Here is an 11,370-nt window from a genome sequence, read left to right as displayed (position 1 = left end):
AAACCAATACCTTTTATGAGTAATTTTGTAGGTGTTGTTTGTGGGAGAGGTGGGCTATAAATGAAAATCTTATAGTTAAAAGAAAAGGAGTTAAACCAACATAAATATATAGTTCATAAAAGTATTGGTTTAACTCCGGTATGATATCTTTAACTAATTGATTTTCTGTGATCAATCATTAAACTCAGCCGTTAGTCGGCAGATGTTAATGATAACCTGCATTGCCTTCTCCATAACCTGAACTGAAACAAATTCATAAGGTCCATGGAAATTTACTCCACCTGCAAAGATGTTAGGGCAAGGAAGACCTTTGAATGAGAGTTGTGCACCATCAGTACCACCGCGAATAGGCTGTACCTTTGGAGCTACATTTGCCTGTTGCATAGCACGGAGAACCAATTCAATGACGTGCATGTTAGGATCAATTTTCTCCTTCATGTTATAATATTGGTCGTTCATCTTCAACTCAATAGTACCTTCACCGTACTTCTCATTCATCAGTTTTACACAATCCTCCATGAAACGTTTGCGGTCTTCGAAGTGCTCATGGTCATGGTCACGAATGATATAGCTGAGCTTTGCTTCTTCGCAACGGCTTTCAATACCGATGAGATGATAGAATCCTTGATAACCTTCAGTCTCTTCAGGTATCTCTGTGGCAGGTATCATGTTATTAAATTCACATGCTAAACGGCTCGCATTGATCATCTTACCTTTGGCATAACCCGTATGAACGCTTACTCCATGGATAAAAACTTTAGCACCAGCAGCGTTGAAATTTTCATATTCAAGCTCGCCGAGGTCGCCACCATCAATGGTATAGCCCCATTCGCAACCGAACTTCTCTACATCGAAATGATGTGCACCCATACCAATCTCTTCGTCTGGGTTGAAGGCAATACGAATGTCACCATGCTCAATCTCGTCATGATCGCGGAGGAAGCACATGGCTTGTACGATCTCTGCAATACCAGCTTTATCATCAGCACCCAAAAGGGTTGTTCCATCTGTTACGATGAGGTCTTCTCCCTTGTGTTCTAAGAGTTCTGGGAACATTCGTGGAGAACTAACCATGTTAGGGTTCAACTGTATGTCACCACCATCGTAATTCTCTACAATACGTGCCTTGATATTTGCTCCACTTGCATCGAGCGCTGTGTCATAGTGAGAAATGAAACCGATCGTTGGAATTTTCTTCTTAGTGTTAGCAGGGAGGGTAGCATATATGTAACCCATCTCGTCCATTTCAACATCTTTCAGTCCTTCACGTTCAAGTTCCTCCTTGAGATATTTCGCAAAGATGAGTTGCTTCGGTGTACTTGGCACTGTCTCTGAGTCTTCAGCTGACTGTGTGTCAAACTTGGTGTAGTTGATAAATCTTTCTACTATTTCCATGATTTTACGGATATTTTATTGTATGTCTTTTTGTGTGTTCAGTGCTACTTGTTGTAGCCTGTCATTTGCAAAGATACTATTTAATTTTGATAATGCCTAATGATGGAGGCCTTGCGGTCCCTTTTTAGGATTTCTTATTATGATGACAAGCAAAGGAGTACTTTCAAATGAATTAGCTATTTCTTACCAAAAAACTTATTAATCACAATGGCAATAGCACCATCTCCAGTTACGTTGCAAGCAGTACCAAAACTATCCATTGCAATGTATAATGCTATCATCAATGCCTGCTCCTCTTGGTTAAATCCTAAGATACTTGATAGGGGTGCCAAGGCTGCCATAATTGCACCACCAGGTACACCAGGAGCTGCTACCATAATAATAGAAAGCATGAGAATAAAGTAAATGAAGAGTCCTGGGTCGTGTGGCAGACCTGTCAGCAGACAGATTGTTAAAGCACAAGCGGTTATCTTCATTGCACTACCACTTAGATGGATTGTGGCGCAAAGTGGTATAACGAAGCCTGCCACTTCAGTACTTACATTGTTTTTCTCTGTTTGCTTCAGTGTTACAGGAATTGTAGCTGCTGACGAACTAGTTCCTAATGCTGTTAGGTAGGCAGGTAGCATGTTCCATAACAGTCTGAAAGGATTACGTTTAGCGATAGCCCCTGCGATACAGAATTCATAGATGAGGATGAATACGTGTAGCACGAGGATAACAATGATAATCTGTGAGAATACTAAAAGTACCTGTCTTGCCTGTCCGTTATGTGTCATGCTGAGGAAGACGCCAAAGATGTAAAATGGTAGGAGTGGGATAATAGCTTTCTCGATAACCTTCTCGATTATGATTTTGAGCTCATTAAAGAGCGTCTCCATTGTACGCAAACCATAGTGTGCAATGCTCAATCCAGCAATGAATGAGAATACTAAACTGCTCATTACGTCAATCATTGCGGGGATATTGATTGTAAAATAAGGTGCCAACTCACTTGCTTTATCTATTTGTGGCATGCTTCCTCCAGTAGAGGCAATCATAGATGGGAAGAGCCATGTTCCAGTTCCGTATGATAAACCACCGGCAATGATAGTATCAACGTAGGCTATGATTACGGTTACGATCAATAACTTACCAGCCCCTTTCCCAATTCCTGCAATAGCAGGGGTTACTAGACCAATGATAATCAGCGGTATCATAAAGCCTAGGAACTGACTGAAGATACTGTTGAAAGTTAGGAACGCTCTTACTGCTGGGTCTGGTAGATAATAGCCAAGGAACAATCCAAGCAGTATTGCGATGATAACGCGTGGTAGTAGTCCAATTTTGTTTTTCTTCTGCATAATTTTAATTTTATGATAGATTAATCATTGTTTAAGTTAACTCGGTTGAAAAAAAAAGGATGAACAGTAAATAACCATACATCCTTTATTACAATCTGTGACCCCTTTCCTTTTTCTAATCCTTCAGAATGTTTTCTGAATTCATTTATCTAAATGTAATTAAGGAATCATCACTTTTTGTGACTCCGTTTGGATTCAACTCCAAGCCCTTCAGAACATTTTTCTGACCTCAATCATCTAAATGTAATTAAGGAATCATCACTTTTTGTGACTCCGTTGGGATTCAAACCCAAGACCTTCAGAACCGGAATCTGACGCTCTATTCAGCTAAGCTACGGAGCCTAATGTGGTGCAAAGATACAGGAAAGTTTGCATAACTCCAAATGAACTGTAAATATTCTTATTAAACTTTCTTATATCGAGGTAATGTTCCTTACACTTGCTAAAATCCTTGTGTTTAAGTGTAATTCTACAAACTTCTCCCTCTTTGCTTCTTGATAGATTGTTGTGCAGATGTTCGGTGTTGCTCTTCTTAACTGTTAGAAGGAAGGAGAAAAAAGGCTCTATAACGAATCGTGTGGGTTGAGTATTGATATTCCGCACGTGTGGTGCGGGTGCTTAGCACATGTGGTGCGGGTGCTTAACACTAATGGTGCGGATGGTATGCACCACATGTGCGGAAAAAGAGCCGTATCAAAACTCCCTGTTGGCGTTTGATATGGCTCTTTTTAGCTTTATATAAGATAGGCTCTTATCTACAACTAGAGGAGTATCATGCAGTTCACTCCTTGTTGAAGAGCGAGGGCAGGTCTTAATCAATAAACCTTTTTGTTATCTTTCCGTATTCGTCAATTCTTCTGTCGCGCAGGAAAGGCCACCAACGACGTACATTCTCGCTGTGGTCGAGATCGATATTGACAATAACCCTTTCTTCCTTATCGTCACTAGCACGATAGAGAATTTCGCCTTGTGGTCCAGCAACGAAACTACTTCCCCAGAATTGTATGCCATTCGTTTGTTCGCTTGGGTCTGGTTCATGACCAACACGATTGACTGCTATTACAGGCAGACCATTGGCAACAGCATGTCCACGCATGACGGTAGTCCACGCTTCACACTGGCGTTGTTTTTCTTCGTCTGTGTCACTGCTTTCATAGCCAATCGCTGTTGGATAGATGAGCATATCAGCGCCTTGTAGAGCCATCAAACGGGCTGCTTCAGGATACCACTGGTCCCAGCATATAAGTACACCAAGGTGTCCCACGCTTGTATCAATTGGGTGGAATCCAAGATCGCCTGGTGTGAAGTAGAATTTCTCGTAGTAAGCTGGATCGTCTGGAATATGCATCTTCCGATATTTACCAGCAATACTTCCATCTTTCTCAATAACAACGGCTGTGTTGTGGTAAAGTCCAGGTGCACGTTTTTCAAAGAGGGATGTCACGATAACAATGCCTAGCTCGTTTGCCAATTCGCCATAGAAACCTGTAGATGGACCTGGTATTGTCTCAGCTAAGTCAAACTTATTTACGTCCTCAGTTTGACAGAAGTAAAGTGAGTTGTGCAGTTCCTGTAGAATGACAAGTTCAGCACCGCGTTGTGCCAAGTCTGTAATACCCTCAGCCAATCGCTCTATGTTGTTTTCTATATCTGCAACATTATGTTGCTGCAGAAAACCAATTTTCAGTTCTCTCATAATAAAAGGTGTTTGCCTTGTTTATGTTTATTATTTCTGTGTCTTGTTATTATAAAGCAACCATCGTCAGATTGAAAAAGATAATTGGTTTATCCGTTCTGAGGTAGCTGCATTGTAAGACAGTGAATTGAACCATGCTGTCTGATAATAGTACGGCTGTCAATACCGATAACCTTGCGGTCAGGGAAAGCCTCTTGGATTGTGTTCAATGCAGCTTTATCCTTTTCTGGCTGGTTGTAGGTTGGTACAAGTACAGCTCCGTTGATAATAAGGAAGTTGGCATGAGTTGCAGGTAAACGCTCACCATCATCATAGATAGCATCGGGCATCGGCAAACGAAGTAGGCGGTAAGGCCTGCCTTCGAGTGTGCGGAGTTGCTTTAATTGTCCTTCTAAAAGTTGGAAGTCTTCGTAATGTTCATCCTTTTCATCGTCACATCCTATATATAATAAGGTGTCGTTGGGAGCGATGCGCACGATGGTGTCAATATGTCCGTCTGTGTCATCACCTGCTAATTGACCATGATCTAGCCACACTATGCGTTCCACATTTGGGAAGAGTAGGCGCATACGTTTGTCTATTTCTTCCTGTGTGAGAGGCTGATTACGGTGTGGTGCCATTAGGCAACTTGTTGTTGTGAAGAGTGTACGCCTGCCGTCACTCTCTATCGAGCCACCCTCCAGTACAAAATCTTTGTGGTTTTCTAATACTCCTTGTAAGAGTCCAGTTTCGTAAAGTTGACGATTGATTCTATTATCCTTTTCTGCTGCAAACTTTTCGCCCCATCCATTGAAACAAAAGTCAAGTAGATGAAGGGGCTGGGAGCCACCCTCTGATGCTTTGTTTGATATAAGAGAAATGGGTGCAACATCACGTGCCCAAGTGTCATTATTGTCACAAGTAAAGAGCGTCACACGTTTTATCTGTTCCTCTGTCAGCCTTTCTTTTAGTAGGGAACTTACCATTTCTGAATCACGTGCTGTAATAAGCAATGCCTCGTATCGGGTAATAGCATCTGCCAACTGGAGATAAACCTCAGTAATCTCCTCAAGATACGGATGCCAATCTGTATCTTCGTGTGGCCATATCAGTATAACTCCGCTTTGTGGCTCCCACTCTGCAGGTAATCGAAAGCTATGATTATAGTTTGTGTTCATAGTGCAAAGGTAAGAAAAGAAAATGTGATACTTGTCTTTCCGTCTTCTTTTTTATTATAATATATTCGTTTAGAGGATGTTGATATAAAGGCACGCATGGGTTGATATATGTCAAATAGCGGGATTGATACGAGTCAATCTTATTGACGCAGGTCAAAATTTAATAGAAAAACAAAGTGAAAGTGTAAGTTTCCTTTGTGAGATTTTGGAAAGTGTACTAACTTTGCAAGCACAAAACAACACAAACGGCACCTCAATAGGATAACAAAGAGGTAGCCACTGAAAGGGCTTCAGTCTCAATAGGGACATAGGTAAAAGATTGTATAACTCAACAGAGGAAAGGAAACGTTATGAAAGAGAAAGTAAAGAATATGAATGTTATGCGTAAGTTGATTAATTATATGACAGATGGCATTAAGGCGTACAATGTCGGTCGTGTAAATTGTTTAGCATAAATCAGAAACAGGCTTCTTCTTGCGAGATTCGCATGTAGTTAAGAAGAATAATTGAGAGAATATAAAAAAGAATCGGGTTAGAGTCAATTGACTTTAATCCGATTATTGTTTATGGAAGTTTCTCGGTTTATTTGACTTTGTTTATGAACTTAGGGAAGAATGTATAAAGTTTTGTGATTGTTTTAACATGTTAAAGAATCCCTGATGTTTTGTGGATAGATGAAATAATATCGGTTTACTCGCTTTTCTTGGTTTATTTGTAGATGTTATATTTGTTTAAAATGTAATGTTTTTGTTTATAATAGAAAGAAAAGTTTTTTTTAGCTTGTATATTTAATCTAAATTACTTAAATTTGTCCATGGTTAAGTAATAGCTGAAAACAATAGTCCGTTTGTGAAAAGGTGTCACTTAAGACTTCCCCACCATAGTAGCAACGTGGCTCAATTAATAAAATAGAAAGAATGCCATGGGGAGTCGGCTCAAAAAAAGTTATGGAAGAGATGAATACTCCTAAGCCAAATAACAATTTGGCTCTTGCGATTTTCACAACTGTATGTTGCTGTTTGCCAGCAGGTATTTATGCAATCATTCGTGCTATGAAGGTGAATGATTATTATATGATGAAACAATACGATGAAGCTGTTTTAGCTGCTAATGACGCTAAAAAGTGGAGTATTATTGGTATTGTTGCAGGTGCAATTGGTTCTATCCTCTACCTTGTTTTCTGCGGTGGTTTGGCAGCATTGAGCACAATGGCTGGATCTCACTAAATCCTTGAAACGTACTATAAAGTGTATAGGTTGGTTCTGTTTGGGAGCCTTCCTATTAATTCTGTATTATTTCTATAACCCTGTTACGACTTTATGGGCGCCTAAATGTCTCCTTAAGGTCGCAACAGGGTTACAATGTCCTGGTTGTGGCATTCAACGTGCGTTGCATGCTTTATTGCAAGGGCGATTTTTAGAAGCAATTCACTATAATTATTTTCTTCTGTTTTCTGGACCATACATCTTATCATTTGGAGTACGTGCCTTACTTCCAAAAGGGAAGGCTAAGGATAGTCTCACAAAGGTAATAGAGGATAAGCGGCTTATATGGTTATACATAATCCTCTTTTTCATTTGGTTTATTGTAAGAAACATCCTAAAGATATAGTGGATATGGGTTTTGAGAACATGAAAAGTTATGTAAATTATTAAATCTAAGATAATTATTATGGAATCAGATAAGGTGAATCATATATTGATGATGCTTTCATCAAAAATCCCTGCAGGAAGTATTCCGAGCATTCGTACAAGATTGGAAAACACTGATATTAGTGAGTCAGAGATATTGGCTCTCCTGTCTCAGATGAAAGATCCTTTGCTATCAATTCTTTTGTCAATATTTATCGGGACACTCGGTGTTGACCGTTTTTATATTGGTGATGTTGGTTTAGGTATTGGTAAGTTGTTGACAGGTGGTGGTTGTGGTATCTGGTGGCTTATAGATATCTTTTTAATAACGGATGCAACTAAGCAGAAGAATTTAGAGCAGTTGTCATACTATCTTCGCTAAAGTTAGGTAGTCCTAATTGGTTTTATTATAAAATATCCTTATATAGTTATCTCTTAATAGAAATGACTATATAAGGATGTTATGCTTTCTAAAGTCTTATAAATTGGGCTTATAATAGGTCTATTGTCTCAATTCTAATATCTTCTGTAGGACGGTCGTTGCGGTCTGTATCGTAGTTTTGTATACGTTCAACGATATCAAGACCTTCCTCCACCTCGCCGAAGACGGTGTATTGATTATCGAGGAAAGGAGTACCACCAACATTAGTATAAACCTCTATTTGTTCTTCTGTAAAGGAAGGCTTACCTTGTTGCTTACAAGTTGTTTTTGTTTGTTCTATCAGTTTGTCTTGTAGTTCTTGCAGTCTTGCACGGTCACGATTACGTCTTAAATTCATTATCTCCTCGTGATGTTCTCGTGTAAGTTGATTGAATACCTGTTGCTCTTGTTGCATGGCCATCTGATGTTCCATTTGCTTCAGTTCTGCAGGCTTAAAGGTCTTTCCCCATACAATATAGAACTGACTACCACTACTTTCTCTATTAGGGTTAACTTCATCACCAGTACGGGCTGCGCTTAAGGCACCACGTTTGTGGAAGTATTGTGGATAAACAAATTCAGCAGGAATGGTATAGTCTGGTCCACCTGTACCTAACATCTTTCCCTTAGGAGCATTCTTACTATCAGGGTCACCACCTTGTATCATGAAATCTTTTATTACTCGGTGAAAAAGGGTGCCATTGAAGTAACCTTCATCTGCCAATTTTAGGAAGTTATCACGATGTTTGGGAGTCTCATCATAAAGGCGAATGATGATATCGCCTTCAGTTGTTTTTATTTTAAGTTTTGTTGCCATGATGTTATTTATAATAATTTCTTTTGTAACTATGAAAAATGATGCTTTAGATGGTTTTTCTTTATTTTATTGATAATCAACAATCTGTATTCAAATTGTCATTAGAAACTAGTTCACTTGTTAACTGCAAACTTGTTTACCTGTCAAAAACTCACAATCCTCTTGCTTTATAGATTCTATCTTTTGCATCGTTTATTTCTTGGAACTTCTTCTCAGCTGCTTTTCTAATGTCATCTCCCAATGAAGAAACACGGTCAGGGTGATGTTTTAAAGCCATCTTGCGGTAAGCCATCTTAATCTCATCGTCAGTAGCAGATGGAGATATACCTAATACCTTATAAGCATCCTCAATGTTACCGCCTGACCTTGCTCCACTCTCCAAGTTGAGCATAGACTCTACGTCTTGAGCTGAAAGCCCAAGATATAGGGCAATCTCCTTTAGTGCAACAACTTCTTCTGGGCTTACTGTGCCATCTGCTTTTGCTATGATGACAAGGTAATTTAGTAGTTGTAGTCGTTGACTATCACTCGTATGAAAACGTATCTCTATGCAGCTCTTACGGATTGTTTCTTTAAATTGATAAGGGCCTTGTTGCTTCTGTAATTCAAATAACTTTAGCAGAATTGATTCTCCTTGACTCACAGCCTGCTCACCGAAGTTATGACGAAGGAATTGGCGAACATACTCCATTTCGGAGTGCATTATCTTACCATCGGCTTTTATTATGTAGGAGGAAAGAACAAGCATCGAGAACAAAAAGGAGTTACGATCTTCTTCAAATGGATGCGTACCTCCAAAATGACTTTGTTCGCCATATCTGCTCTGTCTATCACCACTTCTATTATTGCCTGAAAATGCTTCGTCAAGCATTGTTCCTATACAATAACCAACTAAACCACCCAGCATACTTCCACTAAGTATCCAGCCTAATGCGCCACCAATCCATTTCCCTATTGCCATATCATCTTCTATTTATATGAAATAACATCTGTTTATAGTTTCATACTGACCTATAAACAAAGATAGTGCCAAAGTATGTTAGCTTATTGATTGTAAAGATTAATAGGGAAAACTATATGAGAATTATATAACTGTAATGTTAAATGTTTTGATAGTCTGGAATCGTCTCGAGGAATGCGTATGTTTGATTCTCATAATCCATCTTACAGATATAAGTATCTAAGCCATTTGATACAATCAGATAATCAACGTGGAGTAGGAGGTTATATACTGATATCTGGTCAAACACTTTCTGTGTTAAGGGTATGGATGGAGCCTTGTACTCAATAATCATCCTCGGTCGGAGCTGATTATCGTATAATACACTATCAGCACGAACTTTCTTTTCACCCACCTGTAACGGCACCTCATTAGCGAGGAGGGAAGCTGGGTAATACTTGTGCTCGATAAGGTAGTGTATAAAGTGCTGTCGCACCCATTCTTCTGGAGTGAGTGTTATGTATTTCCTTCGAAGGACATCAAAAATCTGCTTTCGTCCGTTTACCTCTTTTACTCTAATTTGGTAAGGCGGAAGGTTAAGCTGCTTCATATCTATATATCCTATATAATAAGGTGTAAACTGAAAATGAAAGTCAAATGAAAATTTTGTTTTCTATCTCTTTTCTATTAACTTTGCATGAAAGACCGACCAGTAAGATATAACGAGGTGTGTCTCTTTCAGCAGAATTTCTGTTAAGAAGGAATCTATAGTCTCGCTCTTCTTGTCTGTGTATATGGTTTATCTTTAATGCAAAGTTAATAAAAAAGTAAATGCCAGCAAAGCAAGGACCAACATTTCAGAGTATAATGCAGGATCTGAAGAATAAGAAGTTCGCCCCCATCTATCTGCTGATGGGTGAGGAATCGTATTATATCGATCAGATTTCTGATTATATTGCAGAGTATGTTCTTTCATCAGAAGAACGGGATTTTAATCAAACCATCTGCTTCGGATCAGACGTAACTGCTGTTCAGGTAGCCGATATGGCACGCCGTTATCCAATGATGGCGGAACATCAGGTGATAATTGTCAAAGAAGCACAAAATATCCGCTCTTTGGAAGCATTGGATAAGTATCTTAAAAATCCCATAAAATCAACCATCCTTGTATGGTGTCATAAAAACGGGAAAATTGATGCACGTAAGAAGACCATAGGGTTAGCTCAGGCTGTAGGAATCGTTTTTGAAAGTAAGAAGTTACGCGATTATCAACTTCCTGATTTTATCCAAAGTTACTTGAAGGAAAAAAAGGTTAGTATCGATCCCAAGTCATGCCAGATTATAGCTGATCATATTGGGGCAGATCTTAGTCGTCTTACTTCAGAACTTGATAAGGTACTGATATCTCTTCCTGCAGACAACCTTCGGGTGACACCAGAAGTAGTGGAGAAGGAGATAGGGGTAAGTAAAGATTTTAATGCTTTTGAACTTAGAAATGCAATTGTTCAGAAAGATTATTTTAAGGCAAATCAGATTGTAAAATATTTTGACAATAATCCCAAAGCTGGTTCCCTTTTTTCTTTTCTTCCTTTGCTCTTTTCTTATTTTCAAAATTTGATGATTGTTCATTACACTCCTCGAAAAAACACGGAACAAGATATTGCAGCAGCTTTAGATTTACGAAGTGCATGGGGTGCAAAAGATTTTCTGATTGGACAAAAGAATTATTCTGCACGTAAAACGATGGACATTATTTCAAAGATTCGAGAGATTGATGGTAAGAGTAAAGGATTAGATAATCCTAATACTGGTGCAGGAGATTTGATGAAAGAGCTAATTTTCTTCATACTTCACTAAAAATAGAAGGACTTTTTATGCTATTGAGGCATAAAAATCACTTATTTTTACCCGAAATCATGATATTTTAAGCTAAAAGGAGCACTCTGAAAAGGGTGCTTTTTTTATGTTTC

At 38.9% G+C, this 11,370-nt stretch carries 11 protein-coding genes, 1 tRNA gene and 1 pseudogene; 4 read left to right on the top strand and 9 right to left on the bottom strand.

Annotated elements, in window-relative coordinates; all coding sequences use genetic code 11:
- Window positions 1-171 precede the first annotated feature (171 nt).
- The 5 genes from pepT to J4856_RS10000 form a co-directional block, all read right to left on the bottom strand.
- On the bottom strand, window positions 172-1,395 hold the full coding sequence (gene pepT / locus J4856_RS10020; protein ID WP_025838200.1) for a peptidase T: 1,224 nt from the start codon (window positions 1,393-1,395) through the stop codon (window positions 172-174).
- Window positions 1,396-1,571: 176 nt separating this feature from the next.
- Window positions 1,572-2,738, bottom strand: a complete 1,167-nt coding sequence (locus J4856_RS10015; protein ID WP_025838198.1) for a dicarboxylate/amino acid:cation symporter — start codon at window positions 2,736-2,738, stop codon at window positions 1,572-1,574.
- A 268-nt stretch (window positions 2,739-3,006) separates the two neighbouring features.
- Window positions 3,007-3,080, bottom strand: a tRNA-Arg gene (locus tag J4856_RS10010).
- Window positions 3,081-3,549: 469 nt separating this feature from the next.
- Window positions 3,550-4,434, bottom strand: a complete 885-nt coding sequence (locus J4856_RS10005) for a carbon-nitrogen hydrolase (RefSeq protein ID WP_025838197.1) — start codon at window positions 4,432-4,434, stop codon at window positions 3,550-3,552.
- An 89-nt stretch (window positions 4,435-4,523) separates the two neighbouring features.
- Window positions 4,524-5,591 (bottom strand): agmatine deiminase family protein, encoded by a 1,068-nt coding sequence (locus J4856_RS10000; protein ID WP_025838195.1) that lies wholly within the window; start codon window positions 5,589-5,591, stop codon window positions 4,524-4,526.
- Window positions 5,592-6,538: 947 nt separating this feature from the next.
- Here J4856_RS10000 and J4856_RS09995 point away from each other — a divergent pair.
- On the top strand, window positions 6,539-6,817 hold the full coding sequence (locus tag J4856_RS09995) for a CD225/dispanin family protein (RefSeq protein ID WP_025838193.1): 279 nt from the start codon (window positions 6,539-6,541) through the stop codon (window positions 6,815-6,817).
- Between the two features lie 4 nt (window positions 6,818-6,821).
- Window positions 6,822-7,001 (top strand): annotated as a pseudogene (locus J4856_RS13405) (DUF2752 domain-containing protein); the annotation flags it as partial.
- 26 nt (window positions 7,002-7,027) lie between these two features.
- Here J4856_RS13405 and J4856_RS13270 read toward each other — a convergent pair.
- The gene (locus tag J4856_RS13270) at window positions 7,028-7,168 is read right to left on the bottom strand and encodes a hypothetical protein (protein ID WP_234967266.1); all 141 of its coding nucleotides are present in this window, start codon (window positions 7,166-7,168) and stop codon (window positions 7,028-7,030) included.
- A 94-nt stretch (window positions 7,169-7,262) separates the two neighbouring features.
- Between J4856_RS13270 and J4856_RS09985 the strand changes: the two genes are divergently transcribed.
- Window positions 7,263-7,604, top strand: a complete 342-nt coding sequence (locus J4856_RS09985; RefSeq protein ID WP_025838188.1) for a TM2 domain-containing protein — start codon at window positions 7,263-7,265, stop codon at window positions 7,602-7,604.
- 109 nt (window positions 7,605-7,713) lie between these two features.
- Here J4856_RS09985 and J4856_RS09980 read toward each other — a convergent pair whose 3' ends face one another.
- From J4856_RS09980 to J4856_RS09970, 3 genes are all read right to left on the bottom strand, one after another.
- Window positions 7,714-8,460, bottom strand: coding sequence for a peptidylprolyl isomerase (locus J4856_RS09980; RefSeq protein ID WP_025838186.1), 747 nt, complete (start codon window positions 8,458-8,460; stop codon window positions 7,714-7,716).
- A 151-nt stretch (window positions 8,461-8,611) separates the two neighbouring features.
- Window positions 8,612-9,421 (bottom strand): DnaJ domain-containing protein, encoded by an 810-nt coding sequence (locus J4856_RS09975; RefSeq protein WP_025838184.1) that lies wholly within the window; start codon window positions 9,419-9,421, stop codon window positions 8,612-8,614.
- A 139-nt stretch (window positions 9,422-9,560) separates the two neighbouring features.
- Window positions 9,561-10,010 carry a type I restriction enzyme HsdR N-terminal domain-containing protein gene (locus J4856_RS09970; RefSeq protein WP_025838183.1) on the bottom strand — a complete coding sequence of 150 codons (450 nt, stop codon included), beginning with the start codon at window positions 10,008-10,010 and terminating at the stop codon, window positions 9,561-9,563.
- Window positions 10,011-10,231: 221 nt separating this feature from the next.
- Between J4856_RS09970 and holA the strand changes: the two genes are divergently transcribed.
- Window positions 10,232-11,257: a DNA polymerase III subunit delta gene (holA, locus tag J4856_RS09965; RefSeq protein ID WP_025838181.1), complete on the top strand. Its 1,026-nt coding sequence runs from the start codon at window positions 10,232-10,234 to the stop codon at window positions 11,255-11,257.
- The last annotated feature ends 113 nt before the right edge of the window (window positions 11,258-11,370 follow it).

Source organism: Prevotella scopos JCM 17725 (assembly GCF_018127785.1).
In the GTDB taxonomy this organism is placed as follows: Bacteria; Bacteroidota; Bacteroidia; order Bacteroidales; family Bacteroidaceae; genus Prevotella; species Prevotella scopos.
This window is presented reverse-complemented; position numbering and strand designations above follow the sequence as displayed.